The sequence below is a fragment of the Ensifer sp. 2TAB8 genome (assembly GCF_052115125.1).
Lineage (GTDB): Bacteria > Pseudomonadota > Alphaproteobacteria > Rhizobiales > Rhizobiaceae > Ensifer.
Map to the genome: position 1 here is coordinate 246,228 of NZ_JBFRGB010000002.1, position 17,300 is coordinate 263,527.

The following is a 17,300-nucleotide window of genomic DNA, read 5'->3' on the forward strand; positions in this document are numbered from 1 at the left end:
CCAAAGGGCCATTTCCGCTAACATGGCCCATCTTTTCCCGCGGTTTGCCGCTCAATCTACCGGAATTCCCCCATGTTTCAGTCTTTTGAAGTCACCTCCACGCCGCAATTCGGCAAGGAGCGCACCGAAGCCCTGCGCGCGTCCTTCGCAGCTCTCGGCATCGACGGCTTTCTCGYGCCGCGCGCCGACGAGTTCCAGGGTGAATATGTGCCCGCCTCCTCCGAGCGCCTCTCGTGGCTGACGGGCTTCACCGGTTCGGCCGGCGTCGCCCTCATCACCAAGCATGAAGCCGTCGTCTTCGTCGACGGCCGTTACGTCACCCAGCTGAAGGAGCAGGTCGACGGCTCCGTCTTTACCGGTGGCGACCTCATCGGCGAACCGCCGCATCTCTGGCTGGAAAACCATGGATCCAAGGGCTTCAAGCTCGGCATCGATCCCTGGGTGCATACTGGCGCGGAAGTGCGCCGGCTGGAAAGGGCGCTCGCGACGCTCGGCGGCTCGCTCGTCTTCCTCGATCACAACCCGCTCGACAAGATCTGGGCGAACCGCCCCGCAGCCCCGCTCGGCAAGGTCACCATCCAGCCGATCGAGCATGCCGGCGAACTCGCCAAGGACAAGATCGCAAGAATCGCTGCGGGCCTTTCCAAGGCCGACGCGAGCGCCGTGGTGCTGACGGACCCCTCCTCCGTGGCCTGGGCCTTCAACATCCGCGGGTCCGACGTACCGCATACGCCGCATCCGCTCGCCCGCGCGATCATTCACGCCGACGGCCGCGCCGAGCTTTTCCTCGACAAGCGCAAGACCGGCATCGAGCAGGAAGCCTATCTCACCCAGATCGCCGAGATCGTCCCGCCTTCGACCTTTGACGACCGCCTGCGCGCACTGGGCACCGCCGGTGCCGCAGTCATGCTCGATCCGGACCTCGCCTCCTTCGCCATCTCCGAGCTGATCCGCGCCAAGGGCGGCAAGGTGGTCGAAGCGGTCGACCCGGCCCGCCTGCCCCGTGCCCAGAAGAACAAGGCCGAGATCGACGGCTCGACCCGTGCCCACCTGCAGGACGGCGCTGCCATGGTCGAGTTCCTCGCCTGGCTGGACAAGCAGCAGCCCGGCACGGTCACCGAGATCGGCGCCACCAACCAGCTCGAATCTGCCCGCGCCACCGTCGGCGAGCGCATGCAGAACCCGCTGAAGGACATCTCCTTCGACACGATCTCCGGTGCCGGCGCTCATGCGGCGATCATGCACTACCGTGTCACCACGGCCACCGACCAGGCGATCGAAGCGGGCACCATGTTCCTGATCGATTCCGGCGCGCAGTACATCAACGGCACCACCGACATCACCCGCACGGTGGCGATCGGCGCGGTACCTGAGGAACAGAAGCGCTTCTTCACGCTGGTGTTGAAGGGCATGATCGCGATCAGCACGGCTCGCTTCCCCAAGGGGTCGCGCGGCGTGGACCTCGATCCGTTGGCCCGTATCGCGCTCTGGAAGGCAGGCGCCGACTATGCCCACGGCACCGGCCACGGCGTCGGCTCCTATCTCTCGGTGCATGAGGGCCCGCAGCGTATCGCCCGGCTTTCCACGCAGGAGCTTCTGCCCGGCATGATCCTTTCGAACGAGCCCGGCTACTACCGCCCCGGCGCCTTCGGCATCCGCATCGAAAACCTCATCGTGGTGCAGCCGGCAGCAATGGTGGACGGTGGCGACCTGCCGATGCTCGGCTTCGACACGATCACCTATTGCCCGATCGACCGCCGCCTGGTGCTGCCGGCACTGCTGACCGACGAGGAACTCGACTGGCTCAACGCCTATCACGCCGAGACGCGTGAGAAACTCACGCCGCTGCTTGCCAGCGACGACACCCGCGCCTGGCTGAAGGCCGCGACGGAAGCGCTTTCACGCTGAGTCAGGCAGTCACTGCAAAAACGATGACGCCGCGCTCTCTGGGCGCGGCGTTTTGCTTTTCCCATATCGGATGCTGCGAGCCCTACATCACCAGGTGCCGGATCACCATCACCACGACCCAGCCGATAACGAGCATGCGCAGCGTCGAGAGGTTCAGCCCGAGCGCTATGGCAAAGGCGATGAACATGGCGATCGTCACGTCGAGCCCGCCATAGACGAAGGCCGGAGCCACCAGCGTCGTCAGCACGGCCGCCGGAACGGCGTTCAGCGCCGCTTCCAGCCGCGGCGGGATCTGCTTCATCTGGGTGATCAGGATGTAGCCACCGAAGCGCGTCAGGAAGGTCGCGACGGCCGCCGCGATGATCAGGTAGATGAGATTGAGATGTTGCGGGTCCATGCTCAAGCCTCCTTCTCGACAACCGGCGCCGCGGCCTGTCCGCTTGGCGGCAGGATGGCGGCAAGCAAGATGCCCGCGAGCGCGCCGATGCTGACATGCCAGGGCGAGCCGACGAAATGCATGCCGGCAACCGACGCCAGCGCCGAGACGGCAACGATCGGCAGGAAGCGGTCGCGCTTGCGGAAGCCCATGACCAGCCCCATGAAATAGACCGGTAGCAGCACGTCGAGGCCGATCGCCTTGGGATCGCCGATCATCTGCCCGAAGATCGCTCCGACCAGCGTGTTGATGATCCAGGGAACATAGATGACGAGGCCGAAGCCGAGGTACCAGGCAAAGGTGATTGGCAAGCCACGCTCGCCGCGCTTCTCGGTCTCCGCATATTGCGGATCGACCAGCAGGAAGAAGGCAAGGAACTTCTGCCCGAAGGTGAAGTGCCGGACATATTTGGCGATCGAGGCCGAATAGAGCACGTGGCGGAAGTTGACGGCAAAGACCGAGAGCACGACCAGCCAGGGCTGGACGTGATTGCCGAAGAGCTCGATGCCGACCATCTGGCTGGCACCTGCATAGACCGTCGCGCTCATGAACACGGCATCCGCGATGGTAAAGCCGTTGTCCACCGCAAGCGCGCCGAACAGCGCACCGAAGGGCGACGCCGCCAGCATGATGGGAAAGCCGCCGCGGACCCCTTCCCAGAATTCATCTTTTTTCATGGAAACCTCCGCCGGCCGAGGCGATGAGGTGCGCCGTGCGGCCGGTGCCGGACTGATAGGCGCTCACGCCCCCGGCAACAATTCAAATGCGCTGATACAATGATTGAATTTTATGATGCCTGACGGCGGCAGGCTTGAACGAAATGCGCACCGCACGAAAAATCGCTGCGCTTTGCCTGCACAAAGCAGCGGCCCGTGGGGACCGCTGCCCTTGCTTCGCCTGGGCCTTAGGTCTTCGCCTGGCCCTTACTTTTTCGCCTGAAACGTATGTTCGATGCCCGGGAAGCTGCGCGCCTTTACCTCTGCCGCATAGGCCTCTGCCGCCTTGGAGATCGCCGGTGCGAGCTCGGCGAAGTGCTTGACGAAGCGGGGCTTGAAATCGTTGAAGAGGCCGAGCATGTCGTCGGAGACGAGGATCTGGCCGTCGCAGGCGGGTGACGCGCCGATGCCGATGGTCGGCGAGCGCAGCTCAGCGGTGATGTCACGGGCGACCGGCTCGACCGTGCCCTCGATGACGATCGCAAAGGCGCCGGCATCGTCAATCGCCTTGGCGTCGCGGCGAATTTTTGCCACTTCCTTGTCATTGCGACCAACCGAGCGATAACCGCCTGTCGTGTTGACGAGCTGCGGCATCAGCCCGACATGACCGAGAACCGGAATACCCCGGCTGACGAGAAACTCGACCGTCTCGGCCATCTCCGCGCCACCCTCGAGCTTCACCGCGCTGCAGCCGGTTTCCTTGAGGATGCGCGCGGCACTGCGGAACGCCTGTTCCTTCGATTCCTGATAGGAGCCGAAAGGCATGTCGATGACGACGCAGGCGCGCTCCGAGCCGCGCATGACCGCCTGGCCATGGGCGATCATCATTTCCAGCGTCACGCCGACGGTCGTATCCAGCCCGTAGAGCACCATGCCGACGGAATCGCCGACCAGCAGGAAATCCACATGCGGATCGAGCAACCGGGCAATCGGCGTCGTGTAGGCGGTAAGGCTGACGATCGGGCGATCGCCCTTCAGCGCTTCGATGTTGGCGGGGCTGAGCCGGCGCTTGGCGGTTTGCACGCTCATGTCAGGCAACCTTTGCAAAATGCGCGGATTTCGGGGCGATCACGCGATTGTCGAGTAGTTTGGTCGTGCCGAAGCGCACAAAGAGCAGCAGCAGCACCGGACGGTCGCCGATCGTTTCGATCGTCTCCAGCGTCTCCGGATCCCTGACGGCAACGACTTCCGGCTTGGCCAAGGGTTCGCTGGCCAGAAACGCGGCAACCGCCTTTTCGAGTGCCGCGACGTCGCTGACGCCGGAGGCAACCAGCCGTTCTGCCTCTTCCAGCGCCTTCGGCACGATCGCCGCGGCGCGGCGCTCTTCGGGCGTCAGGTAAACATTGCGCGACGAGCAGGCGAGCCCATCGGCCTCGCGCACCGTCGGCACGCCGATGACGGTCACCGGCTGGGCGAGGTCTTCCACCATGCGGCGGATGATCTGCAATTGCTGGAAATCCTTCTCGCCGAAATAGGCGCGGTCCGGCTGGACGATATTGAAGAGCTTGGTGACCACCGTGGCGACACCGGCGAAATGGCCGGGGCGGACCGACCCTTCAAGCTCGCTGCCGAGTGTCGGCACGTCGACCACCGTTTCCATCGGCCGCGGATACATGTCGTCAACCCCGGGCGCGAAGAGATAGTCGACGCTGCCCGTTTCCAGCATCGCCTGGTCGCGGGCGAGATCGCGCGGATACTTGGAGAGATCTTCGTTTGCGCCGAACTGCAACGGATTGACGAAGATGCTGGCGACGACGATGTCGTTTTCCTCGCGCGCGCGGCGCATCAGTTCCATATGGCCGACATGCAGGTAGCCCATGGTCGGCACCAGGCCGACCGACTTGCCTGCGCGGCGATGTTCCGCAAGCGCAAAGCGCAGTTCGGCGATGGTGGTGAAAGTCTTCATCTCCGGACCCTCCAATCCGCGAACGCCCGACCCGAAAGGGTAGCGGCGCCCTGCCCTGCGGCAAGCGGCAAGCCTGCTGCGTCAGTGGGCATCTGCACAAATTTCGGCTGCAATCCTCTATCTTGTGCAGCGCAAAAAAACAATCGGATTGATGACAGCTTCGTGACGCCGTGCCGCGCTTGACTTCCATCGACAGCCTGTCACGGTTGGCCCTCGACGCGACTGCAACTCACGCTGGAGAAAGAGATGAAGACCTGCCTGCGCGCCCTTGGGATCCTGCTGCCGGCGCTCGCCTTCGCCGGTGCGGCCGAAGCCAAGATTCCGCTCGTCAACGCCACCTGCCCCGGCAAGATCGAGGTTCACGCCGATGAGGGCGGGCCGGTCTACATCAACGGCAAGGAAGCCAAGCTCAAGATATTCAACGACAACTACTACGAGGCGCATGGCGCTGGCGTTACCATCTCCTTGAGCATCAATCCCGATGGATCACCAAGCGTCTCCTACACCGGCAAAGGCGGTGCCAACGGCGTCTGCACGCTGAACTAGGGCGCACGAACCCGACGGCGACCGAGAACGGCTACGACCCGGATCGAAAATCCGACCGCACCAAAAGCGGCAAAGGGCGTTGACCGTCCCGGCGCTCGAACGTGTTCGCACGTGCGTAAAGCCTCGCGAACGGTGGCGAGCGGCAACGAAGCCGCGCGACTGTCCCGTGATCAGCCCCGCGGCGCTGCACTCGGGTCTGTGCGGATCGCGTCGAGAACCCATTCGCGAAAGGCTGCGATCTTAGGCTGTGCGGCGTTCGCCTCGGGATAGACGAGATAGTAGGCGAAAGCCTCGATATGCGTTTCTTCGGCCAGTTGGAGCAGCCGCCCCGCTTCGATGTCCGGCACCACCATCGCTGCTGGCAGCAGGCCCGCCCCAAGCCCCGCGATCACGCCCTGCAACAGAAGGCCGGTGTCATCGAAAGAAGGTCCGAGCGGCAGCACCGTTTCTGCGAGATTCTGCGCCTGCAGCCAGAGGCTCCACCCTTTCCGGTCGGCGTCCTGCACCTTCGGCCAGGAGGCCAAATCCGCGGGACTCGTCGGCAGTCCCAGGCGCTCGACCAATGCCCTTGCAGCCACAGGCACCATCTCGACCGAAAGCACGTGATCGCTGCGCAGCCCCGGATAGCGGCCATGACCATGGCGAAAGGCGACGTCGATGCCGCTGCGCGAAAAGTCGACCAGCGCGTTGCTGGTGACGATCTGCAGGTCGATCTCGGGATGGACATCGCGAAACGACGCCATGCGCGGAACGAGCCAAGCGGACGCGAAGAACGACGTGGCGCTGACCGTGAGCACGCCGTTGTCGGCCGAATTGGCGACACGCTTCGATGCCTCGGTGATCTGACGGAAAGCGTTGCGCACCGGCGGCAGGTAATCCCGCCCCGCATCCGTCAGGAAGATGCCGCGATTCACCCGAACGAATAGCCTGACGCCGAGATGCTGTTCCAGCACCTTCAACATCTGGCTGACTGCGCCCGGCGTCACGCACAGCTCTTCGGCCGCAGCCTTCACCGAGAGGTGGCGGGCAGCAGCCTCGAAGGCGCGCAGTGCGTTCAGGGGTGGGAGCTTCGAATCCATCGTTTAGAAATTCTAACCTGAATCCCGCATTATTTATGGTTTGTCCCTGCCAAAATAACCGGAATATAAGGCTTCATGCAACCGGTGTCATCGCACAGGCCCCGGTAATTGAGTGAGGAATTATAATGCTAATGTCAGAAAGCAGTCTCGATCCCACCGTGCCGGGAGGATCAACCGCGATGACGGCCGACACCACTGGGCTTGCCTATCTTGGGCTGACGGAGATCGGAGCCTTGATCCGCGATCGGGCTCTCACCTCGCGAGACGTGGTCGAAGCCCAGCTTCGGCGTATTGCGGCACTCGATAAGGAGCTCAAGAGCTACGTCCTCGTGCTTGAGGATTCGGCCCGGGCTCAAGCCGACGAGGCTGACAGCGAAATTGCGGCAGGACGGTATCGCGGCCCGCTCCATGGCGTGCCGATTGCCGTCAAGGATCTGTTCTGGCTGAAGGGCGAGCCGACTGCGGCGGGCACCACGGTCCACCGGACCTTCGTGCCGGACGAAGACGCAACGGTGGTGCGGCGTCTACGCGAAGCCGGCGCGGTGCTGATCGGCAAGACGCAGTTGTCCGAAGGCGCCTATTCCGACCACCACCCCTCGGTGACGCCGCCGCGGAACCCCTGGGATGGCGATTACTGGCCGGGCATCTCCTCGAGCGGCTCAGGCGTGGCCACGGCGGTGGGGCTTTGCTACGGCGCGCTAGCCTCCGACACCGGCGGCTCCATCCGCTGGCCGTCGGCGGCAACCGGCGTGACCGGCCTGAAGCCCAGCTGGGGTCGCATCAGCCGACACGGCAGCTTCGCCCTCGCCCCCTCGCTCGATCATGTGGGCACCATGGCGCGCAGCACCGTCGATGCGGCCGCCATGCTCGCCGCAATTGCCAGCTCCGACCCGCGCGACCCGACCGCGCTCCTCGATCCGGTCCCGGATTACTCCGCTGCCGCCAGGATCGGTGGACAAGGGCTCAGGATCGGCATCGACCCGGCCTGGAACGGTGCCGATGTCGATCCGCAAACACAGGCTGCGCTGGCTGCGGCCCTCGCCGTGTTCGCCGATCTGGGTGCCGAGATCGTCGAAGTCCGGTTTCCCGACGTCACCCGAATTGTCGCAGACTGGGTGCCCAACTGTGCGGTCGAGGCAGCTGTTGCCCATGAGGCAAGCTTTGCTGCGCACAGGGATCAATATGGTGCGGTTCTGGCCGGCGTCATCGAAGCCGGCCAGAACCTCTCCGGCACCGACTACCAGAAGATCCTGCTCAGGCGCGCGGCGTTTCGCGGCGAGGTCGATGCGCTGTTTTCGTCGATCGACCTGCTGCTGACGCCGGTTCAGCCCTTTGCGCCGCTGACGCTGAAAACCGTCGCGACGCTTGGCGAGCAACCGGAGCTGATTACTATGCTGCAGCGCTACACCTGCCCGTTCGACATGAGCGGGCACCCGACGCTCACCTTGCCCGGCGGCTTCAGCGACGCCGGCATGCCGATCGGGCTGCAACTCGTGGCCGGCCACCTCAATGAGGCGACCCTCGTGCGCGGCGGCGCCGCCTTTCAGTCCGCCACCTTCTGGCATCACAGACATCCGGGGATCTGACATGCACCCTCATGCGCGAAACGACAGCGTCTTCTATGGCTGGGCGGTGGTCGCTGCCGCCTTCAGCATCACCTTCGTGGGCTTCGGCAGCGCCTATACCTTCAGCGCCTTCGTCGAGCCGCTGCAGCGCGATCTCGACGCCTCGCGCGGCTCGGTGGCGCTCGTCTTCTCACTGGCAGGCTTCCTCTATTTCGGGCTCGGTATCGTCTCCGGCCCGCTTGCCGACCGCTTTGGCGCGCGGCCGCTTGCCATGCTCGGCATGCTCTTCGTCGGCCTTGGCCTTGCCCTAGCCAGCCAGGCCCGCAGCATCGTCGAGGTCTACGCCGCCTACGGTATCGGCATCGGTCTTGGTGTCGGCCTTGCCTATGTGCCGGCGATCGGCACGGTGCAGCGCTGGTTCGTGGCGCGTCGCGGCCTTGCGTCCGGCCTTGCGGTGAGCGGCATCGGCGTCGGAACCCTGGTCATGCCGCCACTCGCCACCTGGCTGATCGCTTGCCTCGGCTGGCGAGACGCCTATCTCGTCCTCGGCTTGCTCGCAGCCCTGGTCGGCGTCGCTATGTCCGCCCTGCTCGTCAACGATCCGCGCGACCGCGGCACCGGTCCCGACGGGACCACCGTCGACACGCGTGCCACGGCAAAACCCGCCTCGGGAGCGACGGTCGCCGAGGCCGTCCGAACCTCGCAGTTCATCGGCCTTTACGCCGCCTGCCTGCTCGCAGCCTTCGGCGTCTTCGTCCCCTTCGTGCATCTGGTGCCCTATGCACTCGACCACGGCCTGGATCAGGCTTCCGCAGTCCTCCTGCTCGTCGCCATCGGCATCGGCAGCACGCTCGGGCGCTTCCTGCTCGGCAGCCTCGCCGACCGCAAGGGGCGACAGGTCTTCCTCGTCGCCATGTTTGCCGGCATGGCCGCCTCGCTCTTTATCTGGGCCTTTGCAGGCAGCTTCTGGCCGCTCGCCATCTTCGCGCTGGTCTTCGGGGTCTTCTACGGCGGCTGGGTCGCCATCCTGCCGGCCGTGGTCATGGACTATTTCGGCGGGCGCCATGTCAGCGGCATCATCGGCGCGCTCTACACCAGCGTCGCGATCGGCACGCTCATCGGCCCAAGCGCCGCCGGTTTCGCCTTCGATTTCAGCCACAGCTATACACTGCCTATCCTCGCGGGAGCCGCAGCCAACATCCTCGCCGCAATCGTCGCGATCGCGACCGTGCGCGCACCGAGACGCGCGATCGTTGCAAGCTGACCGGAGTTCGCATCCAGAACCACCGGCGAGAGGCGCGACGATCGCATCGGTCTGCAACACATCTCGCCGGCGGCCTTGGTCGGCTCGTCCTTGAAAACCTCCGGTTGCGCGCCACATCAGCCCGGTTCAAAAAATCTTTGAGCCGATGTCGGGATCGTCGACCGGCATTCGTCCTTAGGGCAGTTCCAGGAAAGCGATGAAACGGCTCTCCCCCGGAATTGAGCAATTTCCAGGAATTGGGTTCTTTCACGATGGCGTGAAATGACCCGAAGCGTAAAACACAAATCCATACCAAGGAGCATTTCATGCGCATGATTTTCGTAAACCTGCCGGTCAAGGATCTGAAGGCTTCGCGTGCATTCTTCGCCGCGCTCGGCTTCACCTTCAACGAGCAGTTCTCCGACGACACGGCCGCTTGCACCGTGATCTCGGACAATATTTTCGTCATGCTTTTGACCGAGCCGAAGTTCCGCGACTTCATCACCGGCGAGATCAGCGACGCCAGGAAAGGCACCGAGGTCATCACCGCCCTTTCTGCGGCGAGCCGCGCCGAATGCGACGACATGCTGGCCAAGGCGCTTGCCGCCGGTGCCAAGCCGTGGAAGCCGGCGCTCGACTACGGCTTCATGTACGGCATTTCCTTCCAGGACCTCGACGGCCACGTCTGGGAGTTCATGTGGATGGACCAGGAAGCAGCCCAGCAGCAGGCCTCCTGATCCCAGGCAGCGCCCCGAACCTTGCGCCTGCCGCCGAAAGCGGCGGGCGTTTTTGTGTGATGGAATGATCGCAGTGCCGGCCAAAGCTTCCGGTCGGCGCCCGATTTGAGAAGAAAGCGGCCGGTAAATCCGATAGTTGGGACGGGATACGAATGGCGAGCGCCGCGCAGCTTCGCTTGCAGCATTGAGAATGAGGAATCCCATGTCCACGAAGGTCGAAGCCAAGCACTGGTCCAAGGTCGAGCTTTTGCACGAGACCGTGCGCAACCCGAACATCCATGTGCACGGCACCAACAGCTACTACAGCAACGCCTGGACCGGATCCTTCGAGGAGAGCGTCGTTCGTTACCTCTATGGTGACGACTACAGCCTCAAGGCCTGGGAGCCGCAATGGCCGATCGACCAGCTGCGGATCGGCGACTATGTCGCGATTGGCGCCGAGGCCGTGATCCTCATGGGCGGCAACCACACCCATCGCACCGATTGGGTGAGCCTCTATCCCTTCCTCGACGTGATCGGCGAAGCCTATATCGGCAAGGGCGACACCATCATCGGCGACGGCGCCTGGATCGGCATGCGCGCCATGATCATGCCGGGCGTCACCCTTGGTGAAGGCGCCGTCGTCGCATCGGGCGCCATCGTGACGAAGGATGTGGCGCCCTATACCATCGTTGCCGGAAACCCTGCTCGCCCCGTCCGCCAGCGTTTCCCCGCGGCCGATGTCGAGACGCTGCTCGCACTCGGCATCTACCGGTGGGACAAGCCGAAATTCGATGCGCTGCGTCGCTTCATCTGCGCCGACGATATCGCCGCCCTGAAGGCTGCGTCAGAAGCCTACGATACCAAGCGGGCCTGACGACAACACGGATCGGCGGGATCACCCGCCGATCAGCACCAGCCACTCGTCTTCGTCCATGGTCTGGACGCCGAGTTCGCGGGCCTTGTCGAGCTTGGAGCCGGCGCCGGGGCCTGCAACGACGATGTCGGTCTTTTTCGATACCGAACCTGCCACCTTGGCGCCCAGGCTTTCGGCCTTGGCCTTGGCCTCGTCGCGCGTCATCTTTTCGAGCGAGCCGGTGAAGACCACCGTCTTGCCGGCGACCGGGCTGTCGCTCGCGACCGGCGCCTCCGCCGCCTCCGGCGTCACTTCCGAAAGCAGCCGGTTGACCACTTCGAGGTTGCGCGGCTCCTTGTAGAATTCGACGATGGCGCGGGCGACGACCTCACCGATGCCGTCGATGCTGTTGAGCTCGTTCCAGGCGTCGCCGGAAAAGGTCGCCGCCTCGCTCATCGCCGTGCCGAAATGCTCGTAGTTGCCGTAGGAACGCGCCAGCAGCTTCGCCGTCGTCTCGCCCACATGGCGGATGCCGAGCGCGTAGATGAAGCGGTGAAGTGCGATGGAGCGGCGCGTATTGATCGCGTCATAGAGCTTGCGCACGCTGACGCGGCCGAAGCCGTCGATGTTTTCAAGCTTGGTGAGCGACGCCTCCTGGCGCTTCTCCAGCGTGAAGATATCAGGCGCCGTGCGGATCATCAGCGTCGGGTCTTCGCTTTCGAAGAAGAACTCGATCTGCTTCGAGCCGAGGCCCTCGATGTCGTAGGCGTTGCGCGAGACGAAGTGCTTCAAGTGCTCGACGGCTTGCGCGCGGCAGACGAAGCCGCCGGTGCAGCGGCGCACCGCATCGACCTTGCCGGTCTTCTCGTTGATGTCGCGCACCGCATGGCTGCCGCAGACCGGGCATGTGGTCGGGAAACGATAGGGCTCGGAGCCTTCCTTGCGCTCGTCCATCACGACATCGACGATCTGCGGGATGACGTCGCCGGCACGCTGGACGATCACCATGTCGCCGATGCGGATGTCCCTGCCCTCGCGGATCGGCTCGCCCGAATTGCCAAGCCCCTTGATGTAATCCTCGTTGTGCAGCGTCGCATTGGTGACGACGACGCCGCCGACCGTGATCGGCTCGAGCCGTGCCACCGGCGTCAGCGCGCCGGTGCGGCCGACCTGGATGTCGATCGCCGTCAGCCGGGTAAAGGCCTGCTCGGCCGGAAACTTGTGCGCCGTCGCCCAGCGCGGCGAGCGCGAGCGGAAGCCGAGGCGCGCCTGCAGGTCGAGCCGGTCGACCTTGTAGACGACGCCATCGATGTCGTAGTCGAGATCCGGCCGTTCCCGCTCGATGTGGTGGTAATGCTCGAGCAGCGCATCAGCCGAGGAGAGGCGCTGCATCAGCGGATTGACCGGGAAGCCCCAGCTCTTGAACACCTCGACCATGCCCATCTGCGTGTCCGCCGGCATTTCCGAGATCTCGCCCCAGGCATAGGCGAAGAAACGCAGCTTGCGGCTCGCCGTCACCCTGGCGTCGAGCTGGCGGAGCGAGCCGGAAGCCGTGTTGCGCGGGTTGACGTAGAGCGGCTTGCCGAGCGCCGCCATCTCGGCGTTGAGAGCGGCGAAGTCGGATTTCGCCATATAGATTTCGCCGCGCACCTCGACGATGTCAGGCGCAGCGGCGGGCAGCGTCTGCGGGATCATGCCGATGGTGCGGATATTGGCAGTGACGTTTTCGCCCGTCGTGCCGTCGCCACGGGTCGCCGCCGTCACCAGCCGGCGGTTCTCGTAGCGCAGCGACATGGAGAGGCCGTCGATCTTCGGCTCGGCGGTAAAGGCAATCGAATTATCGGGCAGCTGCCCGAGGAAGCGATAGACCGAGGCGACGAAATCGCGGGCGTCCTCGTCGGAAAACGTGTTGTCGAGCGACAGCATCGGCCGGGCGTGAACGACCGGCTGGAAGGTGACGGACGGCGCCGCCCCCACCTTCCGAGACGGGCTGTCCTCGCGCACGAGTGCTGGAAAGAGCGCCTCGATCGCATCGTTGCGCCGCTTCAGCGCGTCGTAGTCGGCATCCGAAATCTCCGGCGCGTCCTGACCGTGATAGAGCGCGTCGTGCCGGGCCAGTTCGGCCGCGAGAAAGGCGAGCTCCGCCGCCGCTTCCGTTTCGGTGAGGTTTTCGACGGGTTTCAGTTCGTTGGACATACGCAAGGACTCCGGATTCGGAGTCGTTTTTACTGCATGATTCCTTAAATCGGAATCGATTTGGACAACATCATGCAGGAATTCAAAGTGCCACAGCGACCTTCGTCGCGTCCTTTGGGCGCGCGGCGCCGTAAGCAACCACTGCAACAGAAAAGAGCTAGCGGCTAGCCGTTACCGGCGAGCAGTCGGGCGGCAGCCGCCCTTGCCTCTTCGGTGATCGAGGCACCGGCAAGCATGCGGGCGATTTCCTCGGTTCTGGCCTTGTCGTCCATACGGGCGACGCGGGTCGAGATCATCTCCGACTTTTCGGCCGAAGGCCCCTTGGAGATCAATAGGTGCGTTGCCGCGCGAGCCGCGACCTGCGGCGCGTGGGTGACGGAAAGCACCTGCACGGTGCCCGAAAGACGCTTCAGCCGCTGGCCGATGGCGTCGGCCACAGCACCACCAACGCCGGTGTCGATTTCGTCGAAGACGAGAGTCGGCGCCGAGCCGCGATCGGCAAGCGCCACCTTCAGCGCCAGCAGGAAGCGGGAGAGTTCGCCGCCGGAGGCCACTTTCATGATCGGCCCCGGACGGGTGCCGGGGTTCGTCTGGACGTGGAACTCGACGAGGTCGATGCCTTCGGCCGTCGCTTGGGCCGGGTCGCTCTGCACTTCCACCATGAAGCGCGCGCGCTCGAGCTTGAGCGCCGGCAGTTCGGCCATGACGGCGGCGGAAAGGGCGGATGCCGTCCGGTGACGCTTTTCCGAAATCGAGCGCGCCGACGCGTCGAAGGCTGACCTGGCGACGCCGACCTGCCCTTCAAGCTGCTTCAACTTTTCTTCGCCTGCGTCAAGATCGGCCAGATCGGAGATCATGCGCGCAGCCAGCGCCGGCAACTCGGCCACCGGCACGGAGTATTTGCGGCTGGCGCCGCGAAGGGCGAACAGGCGTTCCTCCACCCGCTCCAGCTCTTTCGGGTCAAATTCGGTGTTGCGCAGCGCCCGCTCGACGGACATCTGCGCATCCGAAAGCTGGTTCAGCGCCCCGTCGAGCAACTCGACCGTTTCTTCGAGCAGGCCCGGCGCTTCCTGGCTCTTGCGCTCGAGACGGCGCACCAGCGAGGCGATCAGCGGAACCGGCGAAGCATTGCCGTTCAGGAACTCCGAGGCTTCGTTGATGTCGCCGGCGATGCGCTCGGCCTTCATCATCCGCGCCCGGTTCTCGGCAAGCTCGTCTTCTTCGCCGTCGCGCGGGCTAAGCTTTTCCAGCTCTTCCACGGAGGACCGCAGATAGTCAGCCTCGCGCGCGGCCGCCTCGACGCGCTCGCGGTGCTTCTTCAGTCCGCGCTCGGCGTCCTTCCAGGCCCGGAAGAGGTTGCCGACATGCTGCGCCTCGTCGGCGGTGCCGCCGAAAGCATCGAGCAACGTACGGTGCGCGTCGATATCGACGAGCGCACGATCGTCGTGCTGTCCGTGAATTTCGACAAGCGTCTGCCCGAGCTGGCGCATCAGCTGCACACTGATCGGCTGGTCGTTGACATAGGCCTTGGTGCGGCCGTCGGCCGATTGCACGCGGCGGAAGATCAGATCGCCGTCGTCGTCGATGCCGTTTTCACCGAGCATCAGCCGCGCCGAATGACCGGCCGGCACGTCGAAGACCGCCGTCACCTGCCCCTTGTCCGAACCGTGGCGCACCAGCGAGCCGTCACCACGGCCGCCAAGCGCCAGCGACAAACTATCGAGCAGGATGGATTTGCCGGCACCGGTCTCGCCGGTCAGCACCGAGAGCCCGGCGTCAAAAGCCAGATCAAGCCGTTCAATCAGGACGATATCGCGGATCGAAAGCTGGGCGAGCATCCGGGGTTAAATCTTCCTTGACGGGCGCTGACGAAATCAGGCGCCGATGAGGTTCTTGGCGGCGCGCGAAATCCACGAGTTGCCGCTTTCACGCGGCTCGAGGCCACCCGACTGCAGCAGCTTGAAGGAATCGGAGTACCACTGGCTGTCCGGATAGTTGTGGCCGAGAACGGCGGCAGCGGTCTGCGCCTCCTGGGTCACGCCCATCGAGTAATAGGCCTCGGTCAGGCGCGCCAGCGCTTCCTCCACCTGGTTGGTGTTCGGATACTGCTCGATCACGACGCGGAAGCGCGAAACGGCGGCAAGGTATTCCTTGCGCTCGAGATAGTAGCGGCCGACCTGCATTTCCTTGCCGGCCAGCTGGTCGCGGGCAAAACGGATCTTCGACTTGGCGTCGTCGACATATTCGGAGTCCGGATAGCGATCGACGACGGCCTGCATGGCCTCGATCGCCCGCATTGCCGGCTTCTGGTCCTGCGTTACCGCCGGGATCTGCTTGGTATAGGCCAGGCCCTGGATGTACTGCGCATAGGCCGCGTCTTCGGACTGCGGATAGAGATTGAGGTAACGACCGGTGGCGTTGATCGCCTCCTGGTACTGCCCGTTGCGGTAGGAAACGAAGGCATTCATCACCAGCGCCTTGCGGGCATATTCCGAGAACGGATGCTGGCGGTCGAGCGCTTCGAACTTGCGCGACGCTTCCGTCGTCTTGCCGGCGTTGAGGTTGGCAAGACCTTGATTATAGAGCACTTCCGGTGGATCGGTTTCCGCCGTCAGCTTGGTGATGTCGATATCGGGATCGTTCTGGCAAGCGGTAATCAGGGCGCTGCCGGCAATGGCCGCAACAATCACGGCCGCCACGCGCGCAGACTTTCTCAGATCAACAGAAACTGCAAGAACCATCGGATATTCCCGTTCCATTCTGCGGGCTTGGACCCCGCCAGACATGCGCTTTTAGAGCAAGTTACCTTGAGACCGCAACGTCATGATCGGTGATTCATGCAAATTTGTGGCGGCCCTATCATGAAAATGCCGGCCTTTCGGCCGGCGACTGGAGGAGATTGTAACTTTTTTTGTTATGCGGACCAAGGCGCGAAGCCCGGAACTGCAACGGCAACCATATCGCGCGCGCGGGTACGCTGACGCGGGGTCGCCGTTTCGACGACTTCGTAGGCCGTCGGATCGCTGAGGAGCGCCTTCAGCGCGTTGGCGTTCATCTTGTGGCCGCCGCGATAGGAGCGGTAGCAGCCGATGAACGGGGCACCGGCGAGCGAGAGGTCGCCAACCGCATCGAGCGTCTTGTGGCGAACGAACTCGTCCGTGTAACGCAGGCCCTCGACATTGATGACGGCGTTGTCGTCGGAAATGACGACCGAGTTTTCGAGCGAGGAGCCGAGCGCAAAGCCGGCGGCCCAGAGGCGTTCGACATCGCGCATGAAGCCGAAGGTGCGGGCGCGCGACAGCTCGCGCTTGAAGACCGACGGCGTCATGTCGCCCTTCCAGGACTGGCGGCCGATCAGCGGGCAATCGAAGTCGATCTCGACCTCGAAGCGCATGCCGTCATAGGGCGTGAACTCCGACCAGGAGGCGCCCGATTCGATGCGGACCGGCTTGACGATGCGGATGTAGCGACGCTTGACCGCAAGGGCACGAACGCCCACCAGCTCGATCGCGTCGATGAAGGGTTCGGAGCTGCCGTCCATGATCGGCATTTCAGCGCCATGAACTTCGATCGTCAGGTTGTCGAGGCCGAGCGCGTAGATGGCAGCCATCACATGTTCGATCGTGGCGATCGAGGTGGCCGGCGACATGCCGAGAACGGTGCACAGATCAGTGTTGCCGACCTGCGAGGAAACCGCCTTGTATTCGCTGACCCGGCCGTTTGCCTGGATGCGCTGGAAAACGATGCCCGCATCGGCTTCGGCCGGGTGGAAGGTGATCGACACTTCCGCACCCGAATGAACGCCGATACCCTTCAGCGTTACCGGGCTTGCAATCGTCGTCTGAAACCCGAGCAATTCGATTCCCATTCTCGTCACTTTCAATACTTGTGGCCGATGGCCAAAACCTGCCGGTGAACGCAGCAATCTTCAGGGCACGAGCAAGGCACCCGAGAGTCTCGGAGCAAAGTCCGATCCTCTGCGTTTCGAACAGACAGCGCTTGATCGAATCGCATGCGTCCCCAATTTCGAGTCTGAAAATAAGAGTTTGGAGGCACCATTCCAAATCACTGTTCGTTTCGCTTTGTTACGTATTTGCGACGGTCCGTAACACAGGATCAAACATCTGAAATGA

The 17,300-nt window shown here is 63.8% G+C and carries 15 protein-coding genes; 6 read left to right on the forward strand and 9 right to left on the reverse strand.

The window, feature by feature from the left end:
- Positions 1–72: 72 nt before the first annotated feature.
- Positions 73–1,908 (forward strand): aminopeptidase P family protein, encoded by a 1,836-nt coding sequence (locus tag AB4Z53_RS06960; RefSeq protein WP_441595370.1) that lies wholly within the window; start codon positions 73–75, stop codon positions 1,906–1,908.
- An 82-nt stretch (positions 1,909–1,990) separates the two neighbouring features.
- Here the strand turns inward: AB4Z53_RS06960 and AB4Z53_RS06965 are convergent, their stop codons facing one another.
- The 4 genes from AB4Z53_RS06965 to panC all read right to left on the reverse strand — a co-directional run bounded on the left by AB4Z53_RS06965 (position 1,991) and on the right by panC (position 4,966).
- Positions 1,991–2,305, reverse strand: coding sequence for an AzlD family protein (locus AB4Z53_RS06965; RefSeq protein ID WP_113540699.1), 315 nt, complete (start codon positions 2,303–2,305; stop codon positions 1,991–1,993).
- Positions 2,306–2,307: 2 nt separating this feature from the next.
- On the reverse strand, positions 2,308–3,021 hold the full coding sequence (locus AB4Z53_RS06970; RefSeq protein WP_441595371.1) for an AzlC family ABC transporter permease: 714 nt from the start codon (positions 3,019–3,021) through the stop codon (positions 2,308–2,310).
- Between the two features lie 246 nt (positions 3,022–3,267).
- Entirely contained in the window at positions 3,268–4,089 is an 822-nt protein-coding gene (panB, locus tag AB4Z53_RS06975) for a 3-methyl-2-oxobutanoate hydroxymethyltransferase (RefSeq protein WP_441595372.1), read from the reverse strand.
- Position 4,090: 1 nt separating this feature from the next.
- Positions 4,091–4,966, reverse strand: a complete 876-nt coding sequence (panC, locus tag AB4Z53_RS06980) for a pantoate--beta-alanine ligase (protein ID WP_291154641.1) — start codon at positions 4,964–4,966, stop codon at positions 4,091–4,093.
- Positions 4,967–5,212: 246 nt separating this feature from the next.
- Here panC and AB4Z53_RS06985 point away from each other — a divergent pair, with 246 nt between their 5' ends.
- Positions 5,213–5,512 carry a hypothetical protein gene (locus AB4Z53_RS06985; protein WP_291154639.1) on the forward strand — a complete coding sequence of 100 codons (300 nt, stop codon included), beginning with the start codon at positions 5,213–5,215 and terminating at the stop codon, positions 5,510–5,512.
- 170 nt (positions 5,513–5,682) lie between these two features.
- Here the strand turns inward: AB4Z53_RS06985 and gcvA are convergent, their stop codons facing one another.
- On the reverse strand, positions 5,683–6,591 hold the full coding sequence (gcvA, locus tag AB4Z53_RS06990) for a transcriptional regulator GcvA (protein WP_291154637.1): 909 nt from the start codon (positions 6,589–6,591) through the stop codon (positions 5,683–5,685).
- A gap of 179 nt (positions 6,592–6,770) precedes the next feature.
- On the opposite strand from gcvA, the gene AB4Z53_RS06995 reads away from it, so the two are divergent.
- The 4 genes from AB4Z53_RS06995 (at position 6,771) to AB4Z53_RS07010 (ending at position 10,992) form a co-directional block, all read left to right on the forward strand.
- Complete coding sequence (locus AB4Z53_RS06995; protein WP_441595373.1) at positions 6,771–8,177, forward strand: amidase; 1,407 nt, start codon at positions 6,771–6,773, stop codon at positions 8,175–8,177.
- Position 8,178: 1 nt separating this feature from the next.
- On the forward strand, positions 8,179–9,420 hold the full coding sequence (locus tag AB4Z53_RS07000; RefSeq protein ID WP_441595374.1) for an MFS transporter: 1,242 nt from the start codon (positions 8,179–8,181) through the stop codon (positions 9,418–9,420).
- A gap of 305 nt (positions 9,421–9,725) precedes the next feature.
- Positions 9,726–10,136: a VOC family protein gene (locus AB4Z53_RS07005; protein ID WP_113540707.1), complete on the forward strand. Its 411-nt coding sequence runs from the start codon at positions 9,726–9,728 to the stop codon at positions 10,134–10,136.
- Positions 10,137–10,338: 202 nt separating this feature from the next.
- Complete coding sequence (locus tag AB4Z53_RS07010) at positions 10,339–10,992, forward strand: CatB-related O-acetyltransferase (RefSeq protein WP_113540708.1); 654 nt, start codon at positions 10,339–10,341, stop codon at positions 10,990–10,992.
- Positions 10,993–11,013: 21 nt separating this feature from the next.
- On the opposite strand, the gene ligA is transcribed toward AB4Z53_RS07010, so the two are convergent.
- The 4 genes from ligA to lpxC form a co-directional block, all read right to left on the reverse strand.
- Entirely contained in the window at positions 11,014–13,167 is a 2,154-nt protein-coding gene (gene ligA / locus AB4Z53_RS07015; protein ID WP_441595375.1) for an NAD-dependent DNA ligase LigA, read from the reverse strand.
- A gap of 164 nt (positions 13,168–13,331) precedes the next feature.
- Positions 13,332–15,005 carry a DNA repair protein RecN gene (gene recN / locus AB4Z53_RS07020; protein ID WP_113540710.1) on the reverse strand — a complete coding sequence of 558 codons (1,674 nt, stop codon included), beginning with the start codon at positions 15,003–15,005 and terminating at the stop codon, positions 13,332–13,334.
- 36 nt (positions 15,006–15,041) lie between these two features.
- Complete coding sequence (locus AB4Z53_RS07025; protein ID WP_113540711.1) at positions 15,042–15,908, reverse strand: outer membrane protein assembly factor BamD; 867 nt, start codon at positions 15,906–15,908, stop codon at positions 15,042–15,044.
- Positions 15,909–16,081: 173 nt separating this feature from the next.
- Positions 16,082–17,035: a UDP-3-O-acyl-N-acetylglucosamine deacetylase gene (gene lpxC, locus AB4Z53_RS07030; RefSeq protein WP_113540712.1), complete on the reverse strand. Its 954-nt coding sequence runs from the start codon at positions 17,033–17,035 to the stop codon at positions 16,082–16,084.
- Between the last annotated feature and the right edge of the window lie 265 nt (positions 17,036–17,300).

Coding starts and splice junctions, on each gene's coding strand:
- AB4Z53_RS06965 (WP_113540699.1), bottom strand. CDS start 2,305: ATGGACCCGCAACATCTCAATCTCATCTACCTGATCATCGCGGCGGCC.
- AB4Z53_RS06970 (WP_441595371.1), bottom strand. CDS start 3,021: ATGAAAAAAGATGAATTCTGGGAAGGGGTCCGCGGCGGCTTTCCCATC.
- panB (WP_441595372.1), bottom strand. CDS start 4,089: ATGAGCGTGCAAACCGCCAAGCGCCGGCTCAGCCCCGCCAACATCGAA.
- panC (WP_291154641.1), bottom strand. CDS start 4,966: ATGAAGACTTTCACCACCATCGCCGAACTGCGCTTTGCGCTTGCGGAA.
- AB4Z53_RS06985 (WP_291154639.1), top strand. CDS start 5,213: ATGAAGACCTGCCTGCGCGCCCTTGGGATCCTGCTGCCGGCGCTCGCC.
- gcvA (WP_291154637.1), bottom strand. CDS start 6,591: ATGGATTCGAAGCTCCCACCCCTGAACGCACTGCGCGCCTTCGAGGCT.
- AB4Z53_RS06995 (WP_441595373.1), top strand. CDS start 6,771: ATGACGGCCGACACCACTGGGCTTGCCTATCTTGGGCTGACGGAGATC.
- AB4Z53_RS07000 (WP_441595374.1), top strand. CDS start 8,179: ATGCACCCTCATGCGCGAAACGACAGCGTCTTCTATGGCTGGGCGGTG.
- AB4Z53_RS07005 (WP_113540707.1), top strand. CDS start 9,726: ATGCGCATGATTTTCGTAAACCTGCCGGTCAAGGATCTGAAGGCTTCG.
- AB4Z53_RS07010 (WP_113540708.1), top strand. CDS start 10,339: ATGTCCACGAAGGTCGAAGCCAAGCACTGGTCCAAGGTCGAGCTTTTG.
- ligA (WP_441595375.1), bottom strand. CDS start 13,167: ATGTCCAACGAACTGAAACCCGTCGAAAACCTCACCGAAACGGAAGCG.
- recN (WP_113540710.1), bottom strand. CDS start 15,005: ATGCTCGCCCAGCTTTCGATCCGCGATATCGTCCTGATTGAACGGCTT.
- AB4Z53_RS07025 (WP_113540711.1), bottom strand. CDS start 15,908: ATGGTTCTTGCAGTTTCTGTTGATCTGAGAAAGTCTGCGCGCGTGGCG.
- lpxC (WP_113540712.1), bottom strand. CDS start 17,035: ATGGGAATCGAATTGCTCGGGTTTCAGACGACGATTGCAAGCCCGGTA.